At 42.3% G+C, this 18,927-nt stretch carries 21 protein-coding genes; 14 read left to right on the top strand and 7 right to left on the bottom strand.

From position 1 onward, the window contains the following. The first annotated feature begins 197 nt into the window (after positions 1-197). A complete protein-coding gene (locus H0913_RS07710; RefSeq protein WP_154639160.1) occupies positions 198-638 on the top strand; it encodes a GNAT family N-acetyltransferase in 441 nt (146 codons plus the stop codon). A gap of 227 nt (positions 639-865) precedes the next feature. On the opposite strand, the gene H0913_RS07705 is transcribed toward H0913_RS07710, so the two are convergent. After that, on the bottom strand, positions 866-1,582 hold the full coding sequence (locus H0913_RS07705; RefSeq protein ID WP_039861494.1) for an RNA polymerase sigma factor FliA: 717 nt from the start codon (positions 1,580-1,582) through the stop codon (positions 866-868). A gap of 418 nt (positions 1,583-2,000) precedes the next feature. Next, a complete protein-coding gene (locus tag H0913_RS07700) occupies positions 2,001-3,146 on the bottom strand; it encodes a FliC/FljB family flagellin (protein WP_181478413.1) in 1,146 nt (381 codons plus the stop codon). 358 nt (positions 3,147-3,504) lie between these two features. Here H0913_RS07700 and fliD point away from each other — a divergent pair, with 358 nt between their 5' ends. From fliD to fliT, 3 genes are read left to right on the top strand one after another with little or no spacing between them, the layout of a single operon-like run. Then, the gene (gene fliD / locus H0913_RS07695) at positions 3,505-4,938 is read left to right on the top strand and encodes a flagellar filament capping protein FliD (RefSeq protein WP_181478411.1); all 1,434 of its coding nucleotides are present in this window, start codon (positions 3,505-3,507) and stop codon (positions 4,936-4,938) included. A 4-nt stretch (positions 4,939-4,942) separates the two neighbouring features. Beyond that, positions 4,943-5,341, top strand: a complete 399-nt coding sequence (gene fliS, locus H0913_RS07690) for a flagellar export chaperone FliS (protein WP_006657543.1) — start codon at positions 4,943-4,945, stop codon at positions 5,339-5,341. Next, complete coding sequence (gene fliT / locus H0913_RS07685) at positions 5,331-5,720, top strand: flagellar protein FliT (RefSeq protein ID WP_036951364.1); 390 nt, start codon at positions 5,331-5,333, stop codon at positions 5,718-5,720. Before fliS ends, fliT begins: the two co-directional genes overlap by 11 nt. Positions 5,721-5,866: 146 nt before the next feature. Here fliT and def read toward each other — a convergent pair whose 3' ends face one another. Further along, a complete protein-coding gene (gene def, locus H0913_RS07680; protein WP_154604147.1) occupies positions 5,867-6,373 on the bottom strand; it encodes a peptide deformylase in 507 nt (168 codons plus the stop codon). 563 nt (positions 6,374-6,936) lie between these two features. Between def and H0913_RS07675 the strand changes: the two genes are divergently transcribed. From H0913_RS07675 to H0913_RS07665, 3 genes are all read left to right on the top strand, one after another. Further along, entirely contained in the window at positions 6,937-7,419 is a 483-nt protein-coding gene (locus H0913_RS07675) for a DUF4822 domain-containing protein (protein ID WP_181478409.1), read from the top strand. A gap of 288 nt (positions 7,420-7,707) precedes the next feature. Further along, entirely contained in the window at positions 7,708-8,763 is a 1,056-nt protein-coding gene (locus H0913_RS18645) for a YadA-like family protein (protein ID WP_232368842.1), read from the top strand. 269 nt (positions 8,764-9,032) lie between these two features. Then, entirely contained in the window at positions 9,033-9,497 is a 465-nt protein-coding gene (locus H0913_RS07665) for a DUF1097 domain-containing protein (RefSeq protein ID WP_181478407.1), read from the top strand. A gap of 96 nt (positions 9,498-9,593) precedes the next feature. Here H0913_RS07665 and H0913_RS07660 read toward each other — a convergent pair whose 3' ends face one another. The 4 genes from H0913_RS07660 to fliE form a co-directional block, all read right to left on the bottom strand. Beyond that, a complete protein-coding gene (locus H0913_RS07660; protein WP_154604149.1) occupies positions 9,594-9,953 on the bottom strand; it encodes a hypothetical protein in 360 nt (119 codons plus the stop codon). A 10-nt stretch (positions 9,954-9,963) separates the two neighbouring features. Next, positions 9,964-10,377, bottom strand: coding sequence for a hypothetical protein (locus H0913_RS07655; protein ID WP_154604150.1), 414 nt, complete (start codon positions 10,375-10,377; stop codon positions 9,964-9,966). 24 nt (positions 10,378-10,401) lie between these two features. Beyond that, the gene (locus tag H0913_RS07650) at positions 10,402-10,818 is read right to left on the bottom strand and encodes a hypothetical protein (RefSeq protein ID WP_181478405.1); all 417 of its coding nucleotides are present in this window, start codon (positions 10,816-10,818) and stop codon (positions 10,402-10,404) included. Positions 10,819-11,035: 217 nt separating this feature from the next. Continuing rightward, entirely contained in the window at positions 11,036-11,347 is a 312-nt protein-coding gene (gene fliE / locus H0913_RS07645; protein ID WP_154639153.1) for a flagellar hook-basal body complex protein FliE, read from the bottom strand. 260 nt (positions 11,348-11,607) lie between these two features. Here fliE and fliF point away from each other — a divergent pair, with 260 nt between their 5' ends. The 7 genes from fliF (at position 11,608) to fliL (ending at position 18,922) form a co-directional block, all read left to right on the top strand. Further along, on the top strand, positions 11,608-13,299 hold the full coding sequence (fliF, locus tag H0913_RS07640) for a flagellar basal-body MS-ring/collar protein FliF (RefSeq protein ID WP_181478403.1): 1,692 nt from the start codon (positions 11,608-11,610) through the stop codon (positions 13,297-13,299). After that, positions 13,296-14,288 (top strand): flagellar motor switch protein FliG, encoded by a 993-nt coding sequence (gene fliG / locus H0913_RS07635; RefSeq protein ID WP_006657530.1) that lies wholly within the window; start codon positions 13,296-13,298, stop codon positions 14,286-14,288. The genes fliF and fliG overlap by 4 nt, the downstream gene beginning before the upstream one ends. After that, positions 14,281-15,012 carry a flagellar assembly protein FliH gene (gene fliH, locus H0913_RS07630; RefSeq protein WP_036951383.1) on the top strand — a complete coding sequence of 244 codons (732 nt, stop codon included), beginning with the start codon at positions 14,281-14,283 and terminating at the stop codon, positions 15,010-15,012. Before fliG ends, fliH begins: the two co-directional genes overlap by 8 nt. Beyond that, positions 15,009-16,373, top strand: a complete 1,365-nt coding sequence (fliI, locus tag H0913_RS07625) for a flagellar protein export ATPase FliI (protein ID WP_036951385.1) — start codon at positions 15,009-15,011, stop codon at positions 16,371-16,373. The genes fliH and fliI overlap by 4 nt, the downstream gene beginning before the upstream one ends. Positions 16,374-16,384: 11 nt before the next feature. Then, on the top strand, positions 16,385-16,828 hold the full coding sequence (fliJ, locus tag H0913_RS07620) for a flagellar export protein FliJ (protein ID WP_154604154.1): 444 nt from the start codon (positions 16,385-16,387) through the stop codon (positions 16,826-16,828). Continuing rightward, complete coding sequence (locus tag H0913_RS07615; protein WP_181478401.1) at positions 16,829-18,274, top strand: flagellar hook-length control protein FliK; 1,446 nt, start codon at positions 16,829-16,831, stop codon at positions 18,272-18,274. 162 nt (positions 18,275-18,436) lie between these two features. Then, positions 18,437-18,922: a flagellar basal body-associated protein FliL gene (fliL, locus tag H0913_RS07610; protein ID WP_181478399.1), complete on the top strand. Its 486-nt coding sequence runs from the start codon at positions 18,437-18,439 to the stop codon at positions 18,920-18,922. Positions 18,923-18,927: the final 5 nt, after the last annotated feature.

The raw sequence follows: 18,927 nt of genomic DNA, 5'->3' as shown, positions 1-18,927 counted from the left end.
TGAATAATTAGATATAAAATCAATTGATTGAATACTTACTAATATCCATAGTAATTATTTCTGCATTTTTATCTATTGCTTTCATTACTCTCCATCAAATAGCGCAATGTCATCACGCAAAAATACAAACAAAAACAGGCAATTTTCATGATTTCGAGCTAAAACTATATTAGCGTTTTTATTTATGAGGGAATGACATGGAGCCAGTGAATAGCCACATCACCTATAAAGTGAACCATTCGATTTCAGTGGATGATTTTTTGAATTTATTGAAGCAATCTCCACTGGATACGTTTGTGCCCACTGACGATGTCGCGTTGCTGGATTCGATGTTAAATAATGCAGATTTGTTGATCAGTGCTTGGGTGGATGAGCAGGTGGTGGGTTTCGCTCGCGCGATCACGGATTTTAGTTTTTGCTGCTATATCTCTGAAATTGCGGTAGATACTCAGTATCTTCACCAAGGTGTCGGTAAGCATTTGCTACGCCTCACCGCCGAGGAGCTTCCCCCCGAGTGTCATTTAATTTTTCGCTCCACCCCCGACTCCCAAAACACCTACCCCAAACTCGGCTTCAATCCCTGCCCCAACACATGGCATATCTCCGCCAAAAGCTTTCTAGACAAAGTGAAAAGCTAGTTTTTACTTTTCCTTAATTTCCCCCTTGTTTTTGCTTTGTTTTTGGTTTTTCCTTTGACCTTGGTTTTGATTTTTTCCCTTGACCTTCCCCAAACATAGCTCTAAATAATTCGAATTCACAGCTAGGCGGCAAGCGAAGATATCCCGATGAGCATACATGAGTATGTGATTCGGGTAGCTGAGAGCAGCCAACAACGCTGTGGTTCGAAGTATGACGAGCGTTCGAGCTACGAGCGTAATTTAGAACGCAACCGCTTAATGGCCTGACTGTGGAGCTGACTAACTCTCGACTCCCCCACCTCCAACACCGCACCTATCTCCTTCAAATTCAGCTCTTCTTGGTAATACAGCGTTAGCACCATTTTTTCGCGCTCTGGCAATTGTTCTATCGCCGCCACGATTTGGTCTTTCAGGCTGGATTCCATCAGTAAGCTCAGTGGGTTGCCGCCATCGTCTTCATCCATTGAAGGTTCGCAGCTTTCACCATGCACTTCGTGCCATTCATCGTAGGAGAACAGTTGGCTATTGTTGGTATCAAGCAGTACTTGGCGATATTCCGCCAAATCGATATCCAGCGCTTTGGCAATTTCCGGCTCTGTGGCACTGCGCCCAAGGCTTTGCTCAAGTTCACCAATGGCTTTGGTCATTTCTCGCGCTTGGCGACGCACACTACGGGGAACCCAGTCACGGCTGCGCAGTTCATCGAGCATAGATCCGCGGATCCGCTGCACGGCGTAAGTGGCAAAAGAGGCACCTAATGAGGCATCGAAACGTTCTAATGCGTGGAGTAGCCCGATGCCACCCGCTTGGATTAGGTCATCGATATCAACGCTGGCAGGAAGTCGGACTTGCAGTTTCAGGGCTTCATGGCGTATTAGAGGGTAATAACGCTCCCATAGGCTATTTTTATTAATGACACCTTCGGCAGTATATAAATCACTCACAACCTGAATCACCCTTCAAGTTTTAACTAAAGGTAGCCATTATCTGTGTTACGCGTAATTTCAATCCGCAGAGTAAGGCACTAAATCAGCCGTTATTCTTTTTATCCTAAATAAATTTGATGAAACCAGATATTTTTTGATTGCCTATTTTCTTGTTTTTGACCTTGCCTTTGCCCTTTCTTTTGCTCTTAACAACGCCAAAGCGCGCCCTAAATAATTCGTGTTGCAGCTAGGCGACGAAGGAGATTATCCCGATGAGCGTACATGAGTACGTGATTCGGGTGAGCGACTGAAGTCAACAACGCTGTGGCGCGAAACATGACGGGCGTTCAAACTAATAACAACGCTGCGGCGCGAAACATGACGGGCAAAAAAAAGACCAGCAAAGCTGGTCTTTAATAAACTATAAAAGTCTAAATTAACGTAACAGGCTCAGAACACCTTGTGGAACCTGGTTAGCTTGCGCTAACACAGCAGTACCTGCTTGTTGCAGAATCTGACCACGGCTCATGTTAGAAACTTCTGTAGCGAAGTCAGCATCTTGGATACGGCTACGTGCTGCGCTCAGGTTGTTAACAGAGTTGTTCAGGTTGTTGATAGTAGACTGCATACGGTTTTGGATAGCACCTAAATCTGAACGCAGGCTATCAACTTTCGCTAGTGCTTTGTCTAAAGTGCCCAGAGGACCTTTAGCATCAATTTCAGCTTGTTGTACATCGGTCACTTCAGCTAATGTGCCAAAAGTTACTGTTGATGGGTCAGTGGCAACAGTTGCGCCATCCGCAATAGTCATTGTGGTTGCAAAAGTAACTTCTTTACCATCAACCTTACCTGTGACGTATACGTTATTACCATCAACGGTACCATCGTCATTAGTTTTTTGATAAACTTTGGCACCTTCAACATCTTTACCGCCAAATTTCAAAGCTTCAATTGCAGTTTTCGCAGCAGCTTCAGTAACTGGTTTTGCAGTTGCATCAGGGCCTTTCATCGCGCCAATTTCAGCAGTACTCATTGATTTACCTAAACCATTAGCACTTGCATCGAAATTATCTAATTTTAATACACTACTATCGATCTTTTTCAAATTGATAGCGATAGTTTCAGAATCGTTAGTACCAACCTGAATTTTCATTGAAGTATCTTCGCTAAGAACTTTCACACCGTTAAACTGAGTTTGTTCAGAGATACGGTTGATCTCGTCCATGCGCGCAGTAACTTCTTTATTGATAGAATCGATATCGCTCTTAGAGTTAGTACCGTTTTGTGCTTGAACAGTCAGCTCACGAATACGTTGTAAGTTATCGTTGATTTCGTTAACTGCACCCTCAGCAGTTTGTGCGATAGAGATACCGTCGTTTGCGTTACGTGCTGCTTGAGTTAAACCCTTAACGTTTGCAGTGAAACGGTTAGCGATTGCTTGACCCGCAGCGTCATCTTTTGCGCTGTTGATACGTGAACCAGAAGATAAGCGCTCAATCGCAGTACCCAGTACGCCTTGTGAACGGTTTAAGTTATTCTGAGTAGTCAGAGACAGAACGTTGGTATTGATAACCTGTGCCATAATGTATGTCCTTTTTATCTTAATAGTCGATTAAGCACGCTGGCTTAACTCGGTAAATGTTGTCAGCAATAACATTATCGGCGCCTCTAAAAACCCCTTTAGCCATTTTTATAAAAATTTTTCACGCCTATTGGCAAAAGCGTGCTGGAATCAGCTTTTTTCACCCTAAATTTTTTATTAAACCCTTCGATTATGGTTAATGACCTTATCATTTTTATTCAATAAGCCTAATTACCTGCTTTTTACGGTTTAACTCCTTCCATTATTATTTATCAGAATAGTCTAATATTTTTCCCCAATTCGCCGATAAAGGACTAAATACGAATTTATTTTCAGGGTTTATATTCAGGAGAGATTTATGGCAGGCATATCCACACTTGGTATTGGGGCTAACTTAGACTTAAATGTGCAAATGGATCAATTAGAGGCAATGGAAAGACGCCGCTTAGACCCACTGACACAACAGAAAGCCAGCTATGATGCGCAAATCAGTGCATTTGGCAAAATGCAATCTTCATTAGAAAAACTGAAAAAAGCGGCGGAAGATCTTAAGAAATACGAAGATATCAGCACCACCAAAGTGAGTGGTGAATATAAATCTTTTGATGTAAAAACCGATGGTAAAGCGGTTGCTGGTGTGCATGATGTTAAAGTCACCCAACTGGCGAAAGCGCAAACTATTGCCACCAAAGGGCATAGCGATAATAAAGAATTACTAGGTAGCGATGCAAAAGAACGCACGATTACCATTACCCAACCCTCGCAAAAAGAAGCAAAAGATAAGATTGTTATCAAACTCGATAATGAGAGCACCTCATTAATTGAAATTGCCGATGCCATCAACAAAGCGGATAAAGGCGTTTCGGCATCCGTTATTAAAGATAAAGATAACCAGTACCACCTCGTTGTTACCTCGAAAAAAGCGGGTACTGATAGCCGTATGAGCATCAGTGTTGACGGCGATGATAAATTAGCAAAAGTGCTGAATGTCGAGTCAACCTTAGTCGATGGTAAAGTCACGATTATGGATGAAGCCAGCAGTGGTATGGAACAAAAAGTTCCACCGCAAAATGCACAATTAACTATCGACGGTTTTGACCTTGAATCGCAGACTAACGAAGCCAAAGACCTGTTTCCTGGTTTAACCCTATCTTTAAAGAAAGAGAGTGAAGATGGTAAATCAGACCATTTAATTATCTCTGAAGATATTGAGCCAGCTAAAGCTAAAATTAAAGCCTGGGTGGATGCCTATAATGAATTCCAAACCTTAGCTAAAGAACTCACTAAATATACCCCGACCGAAAAAGGCACAGCACCGGATAAAACCAATGGCCCATTAATTGGTGATTCAACTTTACGTGGTATTCAAAGCACCTTACGTAACCAAGTTCGTACCCCACAAGATAGCGGTGAATTAAACCTGCTGAATAAAATGGGAATTAAACAAAAACTGGACGGTACGTTAGAGATCGACAGTAAAAAACTCGATAGCGCCATAAAAGATAACCCATCGAGCGTAAAAGTATTCTTTGCCGGTGACGGTGAAAAAACTGGATTTGCTACCGAAAACTTTAATTTCTTAAAGGATACCTTAGATAGCAAAGAAGGGACGCTGCATAACGCCACAGATGGCGTAGAGAAGAAAAAGAAAAGCATCGATAAACGTATCGAGCAAACCAATAAACAAATTGAAAACACCATGGATATCTATCGTCGTCAGTTCCAAAACCTCGATAAGATGATGAGTTCACTGAACAGCACAAGCAGTTCATTAGGCAGACTTTTAGGTTAACCGCATGTATCAACGTAAAGCTAATCAAGCCTATCAGCAGGTCAGTTTGGAGAGTGAAATCGCCAATGCGACCCCGTATCAACTGATCCAAATCCTGTTTAAAGGGGCCTTAAGTGCCCTTAAACGGGGGGAGATTTTTATGGAGCAGGGAAACATTGCTGAAAAGGGTAAAGAAATCTCAAAAGCAATCGACATCATTGACACGGGATTAAAACAATCGCTAAATTACGAGGCTGGTGGCGAACTTGCTGAAAATTTAGCGAGTTTGTATGAATACATGACGCGGCAATTGCTCCGCGCCAACATAGAAAACAACGTGACTTATGTCCAAGAAGTTTACCAATTACTCTCCGATATCGCCTCTGCATGGCAACAAATCGGTGCAAATGTGGATGAAAGATAACCAGGTGGACAATAAAAATCCTCTCTATTTACTTGAAATATATCGTAATGTCTTAATATTAAGTGAAAACTTAGTTTCGCTCGCACAATCAGGGGAATGGGAGTCATTAATCTCCCGAGAAACTGAATATGTCCTTGCCGTTGAGAATTTAACGGCTCTGACTCAAGAATATGAGCAGGAACAACCTATTACTGACGACTTTGTTCAGTTACTACACCAGATCATTGAAAACGAACGAGTGACAAAAGAACACTTACAAAATCATCTGAATTTTTTAAGTAAAGAAATCAAACAGCTCGACCAACAAAAGGTATTGAATAATAGCTACGGCCAATTTGATCAACCCGATGCTCCAAGGGTTATTAAACCTCTCGAGTAAACGGTAAAGTGTCAGGCAGTTCACCTGACGCTTAACTTAATAGGACAACTCAATTGGCACAAAGAACACAATAGCAGCTCCCCGAATCACACTTGTTGGGTCTCGGGAAGCCGTAAAATAGACGGGAAATGCTGTTACTTTAATTTTTACTGCTGTTTTAATCTTTGCTGTTTTTTAAGTTTTTTCAACAACATATTGCGCTTTAACGTGGATAAGTGGTCGATGAACACTTTACCGTTTAAATGGTCAATTTCATGTTGCATGACAATCGCTAAAAACTCGTCACTGTCGACAACAAACTCCTTGCCGTCACGGTCAAACGCCTTCACCTTCACACGCAAAAAGCGTGGCACATCCGCATAAACATCCGGTACGGATAAACACCCCTCTTGATAGCTTGTCTCCCCTTCGCTCTCAATAATTTCAGGGTTGATAAATACCATTGGCTCATTACGTTCTTCTGAAATATCAATCACCATAATGGCTTTGGTTTCGGCGATTTGCGTTGCCGCCAGCCCGATACCATTATCAGTGCTGTACATGGTTTCAATTAAGTCATCGACCAATGTTTGTACTGCTGCGAAATCCGTAACGGGACTGCACTGAATACGCAATCTTTCATCTGGAATTTCAATAATTTCTCTTACTGCCATAGCTAAAATCCTGTTGATTCAATTACTTTTACTCAAGCCCATGCTCTTTCATACAAATTTATGTATTAAAGTATCGTCCTTTTTTTACCCACAAAAGATGCAAAAAATGGCAAAGTGGCTTGGAGATGAAAATTTCACAGAAAAATAACATGATCTAAGACAAAATACATCTGAAATCACCAGAAAATTCTCCGTATAACCCCTGTCTACAGGCAAAACCCAACACATTTTATCGAAATCGGACAATCCGCAAAAAATAGTATTTGTAAATTTTTCATGATGAACTGACCAAAATATAAGTCTGAATTAACACTGATTAGATAGCTTAGCTATAATTTTATTTCGACTTTCTATTTAATACTGTTTTTAACAGAAAAATTACATGGGATAAGCCGAGTTTTGTTTGCTGATGCCTATTTTCTTTGAATACATAACCCAACGTAAGCTTACGTTTTTAATACTTAATCATAATTATTACCTTTGCTTTGTTCGCTGTTTAATTAATGATGAAGACCTGTTCGATTTTGTTACTCACATTTCTAATCTTAATAAATGGAGTTCTTATGAAATTAAAACCGATTATTGCCGCCTTGATTGTGATGTCCACCACTGCTGCTTTTACGGCTCAAGCTAACTCAACGGCACCTGTTGCAAAGCAAGCCGTTAGCGCGAAAAAAACCAATGCCTATGAAGAAATTATGATTGATAAAGTCTGGGTAACTACTCAAGCTGTCGATCAAGATAAAAAAGAGGTGCCTGCAACAGATAAACAAGTGGCGAACTTCTTTGGGCTTGCAGAGTATTTCCCTGATGGCACGTTTAAGATGCTAACCCTTGAGGGGGCGCCTAAAATGCAAGGTGATTGGTCATTCAGCGAAGATGGTAAAACCCGTTCATTAACGGCCAAAGATGACAAAGGTGAAGTCCTGTTCACGCGTGTGGTTGAAAACGTGACTGTGACACCGGAAGAGTATACTTACCGCATCTACCCATCACAGGATGATAAAACCAAATATTTTGATATCGTCCATAAAGTGAAAAAATAGTTTATACCATGATTGGGGAATGTATTTAATATTCCCCTTTTTCTAAATTATTAGCCTAGTAAAAATTAATCTTTAAATTGCTTTAAAACATCTAAGCATTACACTTTATTCCCCTCATCAATCCCATTGTATTAATCTTCATCCAACACGATTTTCCCGAGTTAATTAAAAACAAAAACGGATTTTATTTTTTAAAACATCCAAATTATTATTTCAACGTTTTTTCTTAAGAATAATTTACCTCAATTATTCCTTTATGATTTTTATTCGTTATATGGAAATTTCGTTATGAAAAATAAATTACTATTAAGTACTTTAAGTATGGTGATCCTCACGTCCTTATCTTCTCAATCCCTTGCTTTAACTGGTTATCAAGATGCGATTAATGCACCTTATGATTATCCAGAACACCGGCATGAAGATAATCGAAATATCATCGATATTCAAAAAGCTAAAATAAAAAAATATGCCAATATCGTTGAGGAAATGGCCCCTATCATTGACATCAGCACCTTTGCTGCAGAAAGCTTATCGCCAATGATGCAACAGTCAGCACCACAAACACCAAGTCGTTCACCTACCTCAACATTACCCGGCTCTACCCCTCCATCTCCTCCCTACTCTCACGCTGGCTCGCCAATTGGCCAATTATACTATCCACCAATATCGCCGGATAATAATCCACCCATATTCTTACAAAGCAACTCAAATTCTCTCGATGAAAGAGTTAGAAATAACACTGATGACATTAATATGTTAAATATATCAATTTCTGATTTAAATAATACTAGTAGCATCAATGAAAAAATAAACTTTGAAAATCAAATGAAAACACTTGATTCTATTAAGGAATTAGAAAATTCCGTCTCTGTACTTGAGGGGAATATTAAAAACAATGAAATAAAAATCAAAAAATATACTGACAAAGAATTATTTAATAGTGAAGTGGTTATTAACTCTCTAATTAATGATGTCAGTGAAAAAAACCTTGAAGAAACCAAACGACTTAATGCAGAAATAAAGAAACTAGATAAACAAGACAAATTACATACTCAACACTTTAAGCAAATTGATTCTAGATTTGAAAGAATGGAAAGTAAAATCAACCAAACTGCTCGTGATGCCAATGCAGGTATTGCCTCTGTTGCTGCAATGAGCAATATTCCCTATATTACCGGCAACCGTTTTAGTATGGGTTTAGGCGCAGGTAACTTTAAGAATGGTAAAGCCGTTGCCGCAGGAGCTCAATATCAAATCAAACAAAATTTAAACGTTCGTAGCTCTATTTCTTGGAATAATTCTGATAGCGCAGTTATTGGTGCAGGTATTGCTTACGGTTGGTAATTTCCATCCAATAATTATCTTTATTCTTCTTGCCATATTTATTAGCATCAATGTAAATTGATGCTAATTTTTATTTAACGATTAATTATCAATATATCCATTCAATTTTCTAAAATTGATTTCAAATCATCCATAACACTTTTAACTTATACATTATGTCTTTCCTCCACAATAATTATCCATCATTTAATTGCAACAATTAAAATCCCTCTATACAATGCTCAGCTTTCTCAAAGTTGTTATCTTAACTTATTCATGAAGTACGCATTGTGAAACTACTTTTTTCTCTATCATTAACGACTGCAATTCTTTCTGGGTTATGGGCATGGGTTGCTGATCTCTTTGGCTTGATCAGTTGGGCGGGCTTTTTAGGCTGCACGGCTTATTTTGCTTATCCCAAAGAAGGGATAAAGGGATTGCTTGTCACTGCACTGACGGCTTTAAGTGGTGTTGTTTGGGGATTAGTCATTATTCATAGCGATAAACTCACCCATGACCTACCTAATTTTGCAGGCTACTTTGTGACCACGATTATCGCTTTTATCATGTGCTTTCAAGCCCAAAAATCGTGGTTGGCCTATATTCCTGGAACCTTTATCGGTGCCTGTGCAACCTTTGCAGCGCAAGGTAATTGGCAACTGACTATCCCGTCGCTTATTGTCGGCGTTTTATTTGGCTACGCAATGAAACAAAGTGGTCTCTGGTTAGTCAAAAAACTGGATAGCACTTCCTGATGTATAAAATAAATATATTTTTATATCAGGAAGATCTAAGAGAATTATAAAAATGAGGGTATTGATTACCCTCTAGCTATCAAAACAACTGACTTTTTATTTATAGGCTATTGAAGCACCTGCAATTTTATTGAGTTCACAACGCGTTATTTTAATATTTGAATTTGATAAATATGCAGTGTTCATCAGCTGGAACATTGCTCTACCATACTCGTTCCCAACCGATTCCAATATAGATATTTCTTTTGTGTCCGAATCACCATCACGTAGAGTTATTGTGAAAAATGCTCTTTTGTTAAATACATCTTGTTCACCTAATGTGATAGTCGAAATTCTTTTTTCTTTATTGATGTAGGTATTACAATTATCTGAAAATGCCCTATTAATATTAATTTTTTCCGCCATGGAAAAACTTGAGAACAACATACAACTTAGTAAAATTATTTTTTTATTCATTGCATAAACCTTATTTAGAAAAATTATTTATCAAATGATTCACACATCCTGTTGAATAAGAAAAAATAGTATGAACTGATAAATCAGGAAGAATAGCCATATACACAAAACCATCATCGTCGTAACTCAGGTTACAAAGAAAATAATCATTAGTTTTATATTTGTATCCAGATGCTGTTTCTATCTCAACAGTCCAGTAATCAAAGTGGGATAAAAAGCCTGTTTCATATGGAAATGAATATCCCAATTTAGTTGTGTTCATATTTTTTAGGTTACTGTAATCAGCAGTAATATGAAGCATGCTATGAGGATAATCTGTAGAATGTGTGACACTAACAGATTGTAGCTCCTGTAAAGAGCAGTTCATCACATAAAAATAACCAGTATGGTTAGTTGAAATCGCTTTTTCTATTACGTTATCCATTTATCTCCAATCTTTATTGAAAAATTAACTATGACAACCACCTGAATTCGAAAATTTTATAAGCAATTTAAAATTCTTAACTATATTAATAATCACAATACCATTATCCCAATGCCGGATATTACAGGCTTGTTTTCTATAAGATATGATTTTTCCTGTTGATATTTTAAAATCAACATCCCAATAGTCCGTATGACTCCACGCCATTACAGTGTACGTAAATTCACATCCAGACTCTGCCATTTCTAAATGCTCTAGCTTGTTAATTCGTTGTGTCGTTTTATTTCCTTTCAACCCAGAATAATAACTTACGATAATAGAATTAATGGTTTCACCACTACTATTTAATATAAAGAACGCACCTTTTTTAATAACACTTTCATAATCTCCTTTGTTAATAACATTATCTCGGCTATGACTTTCATCAATATTATTATTCATAATATACCCACTATTATTGAGCTCACAAAATAAACACTAATTTAGTGTATTACCCATTCACCCTACATGAGTAAGAAATTATTAGATTTAAAATGGTAAAGGGGAATAATAATAGATTAACTTATTTATTGATGCCTACTTCGCAATTTAAAAACAAATAAAAAACGCAGGCATTGCCTGCGTTTCGTATCAATACATAAATATTAAAGAATGATAATCACACTGGCATTGACATAATCTCTTGGTACGCTGCCACCAGCTTATTACGCACCTGAATGCCCATTTGTAGGCTCAAGCTGGCTTTTTGCATATCGACCATCACATCATTTAATGAAACATCAGGCTTACCTAGGGTGAAATCCTGTACTTTTTGTGCAGATTGCACGCGAGTTTCATTGATTTGGTTCACGGAGGCCACTAAGTGATCAGCAAAACCCACCGGCTCTACAACGGGTTTGGTGTTATGTGCCGCTTGAGTCGCCATCACATTTAGTTGGGAAACCACCCCTTCAATCGCTTGAATCGTCATTCTGTTCTCTTCAGTTAATCTCGGTTGAACGGTAAATTGAGCAAAAAATTGCCGTCACGAATTTTAGTTTGCCTACCCTACCACACCGTTTTTTACTTGAAGCCGATAAATAACACCAAAATTATAGGCTGATTCCGTCATTAGATTGCATCAAGACAATAAATAATAGCAGCGTAAAAAAATGAGGTTACGAAGAGGGAAATAAGATTGTTTCACCAAACGTATATTCATCCGTTTAGTTTGCATAGCAGGGAATATTTATGAGTACCGCATCTAAAGATACGGGGGAGGCCAAAAAAGGTTTTGCCTCACTGATCGAAAGCATCAAAGCCGACCCGAAAATACCGTTAATTATTGCCGGTGCTGCTGCGATATCTATTATTGTCGCCCTGCTCCTCTGGTTCCGTAGCCCTGACTATCGCGTGCTGCTGAGTAACCTTAGCGCAAAAGATGGTGGCGATATTGTCGGTCAATTGACCCAGATGAACGTCCCTTATCAAATCGCGGATAACGGCAGCGCTATTCTTGTGCCTGCTGATAAAGTCCATGAATTACGTTTGAAACTGGCGCAATCAGGTCTACCGAAAGGCGGAAATACCGGTTTTGAACTGCTTGATAAAGAACAATTTGGTATCAGCCAATTTAGCGAGCAAATCAACTATCAGCGCGCCCTTGAAGGTGAGCTTTCTCGTACCATCGAATCCCTCAGCCCAGTTCAAAGCGCTCGAGTCCATTTGGCTATCCCTAAACCAACCTTATTCGTCCGCGAACAAAAACTGCCGACCGCCTCGGTCACTGTCGGTTTATTGCCGGGCAGAATGTTAGATGAAGGGCAAATTAGCGCTATCGTCCACATGGTTTCAAGCAGCGTGACAGGCTTAACCGCCGCCAACGTGATCATTGTCGACCAAACGGGTCGCCTACTCACCAATAACGACAATAGCCAACAATCTGCCAATAGCGCACAAATCAAAATGACCAAAGAGATGGAAGCCCATCTTAAAGAGCGCATTGAAGATATTCTGTCGCCATTAGTCGGTCGTGCCAATATTCACGCGCAAGTCACTGCGCAGATGGATTTTTCAAAAGTTGAGCAGACTTCTGAAGAGTACAAGCCAAACCAAACCCCTGATGCGGCTGCGGTTCGTTCTCGCCAGAACAGCGAAAGTCTGCAAAACAGTAACGGTGGCCCAAGTGGCGTACCGGGCGCATTATCGAACCAACCAGTAAGCGCACCGAGCGCACCGATTGATGCTAATAAAGAAAGCACCGATGGGAAAACTGCCGGGAATAACCGTAATGGCACCCTCAATACCCAGCGTGATGAAACCACAAACTACGAAGTGGATCGCAAAATCAGTCACACACAGCGCCAAATTGGTGTCGTTGATCGACTGTCTGTTGCGGTGATCGTCAATTACCAATCCCAAGAAGGTGAGAAAGGCCCAGAAATGAAGCCGCTCCCACCAGAAATGTTGCAACAAATTGATGCATTAACCCGTGAAGCGATGGGCTATTCCGCGCAGCGTGGCGACTCCATCAACATTACGAACTCCTTATTTACTGACGATACGCCAGTGGTTGAAGAGCCTTCGTTGTTGAATAACCCGCAAGTGATTGGCCAAGCGTTAGATTACGGCAAAATCTTGCTGATCGCGTTGATTGCTTGGTTTATGTGGCGCTTCGGTATCAAACCTCAGTGGGTGAAATACCGTAAAACCCAACAAGCGCAAATTGATGCGGAAATCTCTATTGCTAATGCATCTCAAGTTAAAGCGCCGTTCGTGGTGGAAGAAGAAATTAGTGAAGATATGGACGAGAAAACCCGTCGCCGTCTTACTCGTCAACGTGTTAGCGCTGAAATTCAAAGCCAGCGTATTCGTGAAATGGCAGAGAAAGACCCACAAGTCGTGGCAATGGTTATCCGTCAGTGGTTAGGAAAATCCCAATGAATTTAACTGGAACAGAAAAAAGCGCCGTAATGTTGATGACACTCGGCGAAGATCAGGCAGCGGAAGTGTTTAAGCACCTGAATCCCAAAGAAGTTCAGCAGTTGAGTATGGCGGTGTCCAACATGCGCCAAATCTCCAACAACGAACTGGCGGAAGTGCTCACCGAGTTTGAAGAGTCGGCAATTCAGTTTGCCGCCTTAAATATCAACACCAACGACTACCTGCGTTCGGTATTGGTCAAAGCGCTTGGGGAAGAACGTGCTGCCAGCCTTTTGGAAGATATTTTCGAGAAGCAAGAGACTACCTCTGGTATCGAAAGCCTCAACTATATGGAGCCACAAACGGTTGCCGATATTATTCGCGACGAACATCCACAGATCATCGCTACAATTTTGGTTCACTTAAAACGCAACTTAGCGGCCGATGTTTTAGAGCTGTTCGAAGAACGCCAACGTAACGACATAATGCTGCGTATCGCAACATTTGGTGGCGTTCAGCCAGCTGCATTAGCTGAACTGACCGAAGTTCTAAATAACCTGCTAGACGGTCAGAACCTCAAGCGCAGCAAAATGGGTGGCATAAGAACCGCGGCAGAAATTATCAACCTGATGAAAAATCAGCAAGAAGAAAGCGTTATCGATGCCATGCGTGATTACGATGGTGAGCTGGCTCAGCGCATTATCGACGAAATGTTCCTGTTCGAAAACCTTATCGAAGTGGACAACCGCAGCATTCAGCGCATTCTGCAAGACGTTTCTACCGACTCGCTGGTTATTGCCCTCAAAGGCAGCAACCAAGCTCTGCGCGACCATTTCCTCAACAATATGGCAGCGCGTGCAGCCGAGATTGTTCGCGACGATCTGGAATCTCGAGCGCCAGTTCGTATGTCACAAGTGGAAACCGAGCAGAAGGCTATTCTAATGATTGTTCGCCGCTTAATGGAGAAAGGCGAGATCGCGATTGGTGGTGGAGACGACGTGTATGTCTAATACATCCAAAAATAATCAGCAATGGCAACCTTGGCAGTTACGGGAACTTAATCAATGGGATTTGAATTCATCGGCTATCCCGCCGTTGAATGATGTTCCTGAACCGAACACGCCAAAAGTCCCCTGCTTAGAGCCAAAAGAAGTGCTCGAGCAGATCAACCTGCTGGATAACATCAAAGAGGATGCCCAGAAAACGGGCTTCCAACAAGGCTTTGAAAAAGGTCAAAAAGAGGGTTATCAAGCCGGTTTTACCGAAGGTTTACGTTCTGGTGAGCAGCAAGGGAGCGAGCAGGCCCTCGCCCTTCAGCAACCGGTGATTGAAACGTGGCAGAAACTGTTATCAGAATTTCACTATTCGCTGGATACCTTTGACACGGTAGTTACTACCAAATTGCTGCAAATCGCGCTAACCGCCGCGAAGCAAGTGTTGGGGCAATCAACTGTGTGCGATGGTACCGCGCTGTTAGAAGAAATTAGCCATTTAATGCAACAAAAACCAATATTTGCGAGCCAGCCTGAACTGCATGTGAACCCGAATCATGTGGCGCTTATCGAACAACACTTAGGCTCATTGTTAGACTTGAATGGCTGGCGCTTAGTCGCCGACCCAAGCCTGCATATGGGTGGCTGTCGCGTGGTCGCTGAAGATGGTGAAATTGATATGACGGTCGCCACTCGCTGGCAAGAATTATGCCGTCTATATGCACCGGAGAGCTTGTCATGACTGCGAGACTCGGCCGTTGGATAGCGTCTCTCGATGACTTAGAGTCACGCATGAAAGGCATTCCGATGGTACGCCGCTATGGACGTTTGACCAAAATTACAGGTCTCGTGATGGAAGCCGAAGGCATTAAAATGCCTTTAGGCGCCACCTGCTATATCGAACGCATTATTAATGGTGGCACTGACGAAGTTGTCTGCGAAGTGGTTGGCTTTAACGGACCTCGCATGTTGTTGATGCCGCTCTCCGACCTCGAAGGTATTTCGCCGGGTGCGCGCGTGTATGCGCAAACGTCTGGAGAAGACGGACAAACGAGTCGCCTGCTGCCACTTGGTAATGAACTACTTGGGCGCGTATTAGATGCCCAAGGGACTCCGCTTGATGGCAAAGGACCACTGGAAACCAAACAACGTGCGCCGTTGATCACGCCGTCCATCAACCCGCTGGAGCGTACGCCAATCCACGATATTTTAGATGTGGGCGTGCGAGCGATTAACTCGCTGCTAACTGTCGGTCGCGGCCAACGTATGGGACTGTTTGCAGGTTCCGGCGTCGGTAAAAGCGTCTTACTCGGCATGATGGCGCGCTTCACTCAAGCGGACATTATTGTCGTCGGGCTGATCGGTGAGCGTGGGCGCGAAGTTAAAGACTTTATTGAAAATATCTTAGGTGCCGAAGGGTTACGCCGAGCCGTTGTCGTCGCCGCGCCTGCAGATGTTTCGCCGTTACTACGGATGCAAGGGGCATCTTACGCTACCCGTATTGCGGAATATTTCCGTGACCAAGGCAAAAGCGTATTGCTGATCATGGATTCACTCACACGCTACAGTATGGCACAGCGTGAAATTGCGCTTGCCGTTGGTGAACCCCCAGCAACCAAAGGCTATCCACCGTCCGTTTTTGCGAAATTACCTGCCCTCGTTGAGCGTGCGGGTAATGGGAAAAACGGCGGCTCGATTACCGCCTTTTATACCGTGTTGACTGAAGGGGATGACCAACAAGACCCAATTGCAGACTCCGCGCGCGCTATTTTAGATGGACACATTGTTCTGTCACGTTCATTGGCAGAATCTGGGCACTACCCTGCCATTGATATTGAAGCCTCCATTAGCCGTGCCATGACGGAGCTTATCGCCAAAGAACATTATCGTAAGATCCAGCGTTTTAAACAGCTCACATCCAGCTATCAACGCAACCGTGACCTAATTAACGTCGGCGCTTACGCAATGGGTAGCGATCCGATGCTCGATACCGCAATTCAGTATTACCCAAGAATGTCGAAGTTTTTACAGCAAGATATTGATGAACGTTGTGATTATCAAACCGCTTGTGAACAACTGGCTCATGTTGTTCCCAATGAATAACGAGGAATGCGATGTCCAATAGTCATGCATTAGCGACCTTACTGAGCTTAGCAGAAGATGCCTCAGAGGAAGCGGCTAAAGTCCTTGCTCAAGTTCGCCAAACGCACACGCAAATGGCGGAGCAGTTGCACATGTTGGAAAACTATCAGTCGGAATATCGACAGAAATTAAACCAAACATTGCACACGGGTATGGACTCGGACAAATGGCAGAACTATCAGCAATTTCTTGTGACTTTGGAACTGACTATCGAGCAGCAACAACAGCAATTAACGCTCTGGGAACAGCGCGTCAGTGACGCCAATCGTCATTGGCAAGAAAAACAGCAACGCGTCAATGCGTTCGATACCCTGATCCAGCGTGCAGAACACACTCAAAACCAACGTCAAAATCGCTTAGAGCAAAAGCAGATGGATGAATTTGCTCAACGCGCGACTTTACGGAGAACCCAATAAATGGACGTCAATGCAAACCTGTTGCCGGTTACCCCTGCCGCTAACACCGCGAAGGAACAGCCGCGAGACAAGCAAATTGATGAAAACCAAGCGCCTGCCGTCCCTTTTCAGGCCATGCTTGAAAACCAGCAATCACCAGAAAAAAACGGCGATAGCGCCCCTGCGCTCAATGGCAGTGCTAACGAAACACCTTTGAACCAACAGATCAGTGAGCAAAAACAATCTGATGCAGCCACAGCCAACTCAGAAAAATCCACTGACGCACCATTAGCAACGGACAAAATCGCAACCACAGAAAATCAGTTAGCTGAAAAAGAATCCATTCAAAATCAGTTAGCTCAAAAACAACAAGCTGAAAATACCTTAGCACAGCTGAATTTCCGTCGTGATCTTAATGCACAATCACCACTGCAAGCGGAGCTATTAACAGGTAAACAAGGCGATGAACAAGCCTTAATCAGCCAATTAAAACAAGCCATGGATGAGCGTATTCAAGCGGCTGCTAACCCGCAAACCAGCACGGAGAAACCCTCTGCAACTCCGTTCACACAAACGCTGCAACAACTGACGGATGTGGCACGTAACGTAACGCCATTTGATGATAAAACCTTGGCTGGCGCACAATTACAGCTCGCCGGGGAAGCCGAAGAACCGACGCTCGCTTTAATGGGCAAAAAAGAAGTCGGTGAACGTCGCGATCAGGCGTTATTTGCATTGGACAATCCACGCGCAATCCCAACGAAAGATCTGAATCAAGATGCGATGTCGCTCGGTAAAAAAGCGCCGGGCACAGAATCATTGTCACAAATCGCCAGTGCGACGGCTGAAAATACCCAGAATCTGCAAAACAGCGCTAAAGGGGCTTTTAGTGTTCAAGCTGAAAGTGGCGCATTTAGCAATACCGCAACACCGACGGTAACCCATGTTGCAGGCATTATGGCAACACCATCTGCCACACCAATGCCAACAGCAACACCTGCGATGCCAACGCCAACCATGAACTTTGCTACGCCGTTTGGTACTGAAGCTTGGCAGCAACAACTTAGCCAGCAAATGCTGTTTTTCTCTCGCCAAGGGGTTTCTCAAGCGCAAATTCGCTTACATCCTGAAGAGTTAGGTTCTCTCAATGTGCATTTGCGTATCGAAGATAATCAAGCCGTGATGCACTTTGTTTCTCCACATAGCCATGTTCGTGCTGCGATGGAAAGCATGATGCCAGTCCTGCGTAGTGCGCTGCAGGAAAGTGGTATTCATTTGGCCCAAGGCTCAGTGGGGCAAGATAACTTTAGCGGTCAATCAAACGCTGATCAGCAATCTCGCCAACATGATGGGCAAATTCAGCCGACCCATTCATCAATGGGCGCGGTTGGTATCAGTGAATCTCATGCCAGCGTGAGTGGGGTTAAATTGCCAACACATCAAGGTGGAATTAATACCTTTGCCTAAGAAATAATCTAATGGCGGTAATTTCAGGTCTAAAGCGTCGAGTTACCGCCTTTTTGTTTCGTTTTTCACTCCTTTAACTCTTCCCAATCTAGGGATAATGCTAGAGATCATAAAGTATAAAACTCCGTATGGGTTTGGCATTTACAACAGGAATTTTGCAACATGTCGTCTTCACGCAATCAATCTAAACGTTCGAACAAAGGGGTAATTTTGCTATTTGCCCTCATTGCCTTAGCCGGTGCAGGTTTCGGTGGTTACAGCTGGTGGACGACAAAACAAGAGGCGCAGGAGACTGTGAATGGGGAAGAAAAACGCCCAAATATGCCTCAACCGATTTTTATGGAGTTAGAACCGTTTACCGTTAACCTGCCAGGGGTAAACAATGCGGCAGATCGCGTGCTCTATATCCACATCACCTTACGTCTAGCGAATGAAAAGTCGCGTAAGCAACTTCATGAATACCTACCAGAAGTGCGTAGTCGCCTACTGTTATTGCTGTCAGAACAGCAATCTAAAAACATGGGTACTAACGAGGGTAAGTTGCAATTAATGAAAGATATTAAGGGGACACTTACCCCTACCCTGATCCCAGGTGATACTGATCAGGATATTTCAGACGTGTTATTTACTACTTTTATTCTGCGGTAAGACCC

The organism is Providencia rettgeri (assembly GCF_013702265.1).
Classification (GTDB): domain Bacteria; phylum Pseudomonadota; class Gammaproteobacteria; order Enterobacterales; family Enterobacteriaceae; genus Providencia; species Providencia zhijiangensis.
This window is presented reverse-complemented; position numbering and strand designations above follow the sequence as displayed.

Excerpts from the sequence above, each read along its gene's own strand:
- H0913_RS07710 (WP_154639160.1), top strand. The coding sequence starts at position 198 with ATGGAGCCAGTGAATAGCCACATCACCTATAAAGTGAACCATTCGATT.
- H0913_RS07700 (WP_181478413.1), bottom strand. The coding sequence starts at position 3,146 with ATGGCACAGGTTATCAATACCAACGTTCTGTCTCTGACTACTCAGAAT.
- fliD (WP_181478411.1), top strand. The coding sequence starts at position 3,505 with ATGGCAGGCATATCCACACTTGGTATTGGGGCTAACTTAGACTTAAAT.
- fliS (WP_006657543.1), top strand. The coding sequence starts at position 4,943 with ATGTATCAACGTAAAGCTAATCAAGCCTATCAGCAGGTCAGTTTGGAG.
- fliT (WP_036951364.1), top strand. The coding sequence starts at position 5,331 with ATGAAAGATAACCAGGTGGACAATAAAAATCCTCTCTATTTACTTGAA.
- def (WP_154604147.1), bottom strand. The coding sequence starts at position 6,373 with ATGGCAGTAAGAGAAATTATTGAAATTCCAGATGAAAGATTGCGTATT.
- H0913_RS07675 (WP_181478409.1), top strand. The coding sequence starts at position 6,937 with ATGAAATTAAAACCGATTATTGCCGCCTTGATTGTGATGTCCACCACT.
- H0913_RS18645 (WP_232368842.1), top strand. The coding sequence starts at position 7,708 with ATGAAAAATAAATTACTATTAAGTACTTTAAGTATGGTGATCCTCACG.
- H0913_RS07660 (WP_154604149.1), bottom strand. The coding sequence starts at position 9,953 with ATGAATAAAAAAATAATTTTACTAAGTTGTATGTTGTTCTCAAGTTTT.
- H0913_RS07655 (WP_154604150.1), bottom strand. The coding sequence starts at position 10,377 with ATGGATAACGTAATAGAAAAAGCGATTTCAACTAACCATACTGGTTAT.
- H0913_RS07650 (WP_181478405.1), bottom strand. The coding sequence starts at position 10,818 with ATGAATAATAATATTGATGAAAGTCATAGCCGAGATAATGTTATTAAC.
- fliE (WP_154639153.1), bottom strand. The coding sequence starts at position 11,347 with ATGACGATTCAAGCGATTGAAGGGGTGGTTTCCCAACTAAATGTGATG.
- fliF (WP_181478403.1), top strand. The coding sequence starts at position 11,608 with ATGAGTACCGCATCTAAAGATACGGGGGAGGCCAAAAAAGGTTTTGCC.
- fliG (WP_006657530.1), top strand. The coding sequence starts at position 13,296 with ATGAATTTAACTGGAACAGAAAAAAGCGCCGTAATGTTGATGACACTC.
- fliH (WP_036951383.1), top strand. The coding sequence starts at position 14,281 with ATGTCTAATACATCCAAAAATAATCAGCAATGGCAACCTTGGCAGTTA.
- fliI (WP_036951385.1), top strand. The coding sequence starts at position 15,009 with ATGACTGCGAGACTCGGCCGTTGGATAGCGTCTCTCGATGACTTAGAG.
- fliJ (WP_154604154.1), top strand. The coding sequence starts at position 16,385 with ATGTCCAATAGTCATGCATTAGCGACCTTACTGAGCTTAGCAGAAGAT.
- H0913_RS07615 (WP_181478401.1), top strand. The coding sequence starts at position 16,829 with ATGGACGTCAATGCAAACCTGTTGCCGGTTACCCCTGCCGCTAACACC.
- fliL (WP_181478399.1), top strand. The coding sequence starts at position 18,437 with ATGTCGTCTTCACGCAATCAATCTAAACGTTCGAACAAAGGGGTAATT.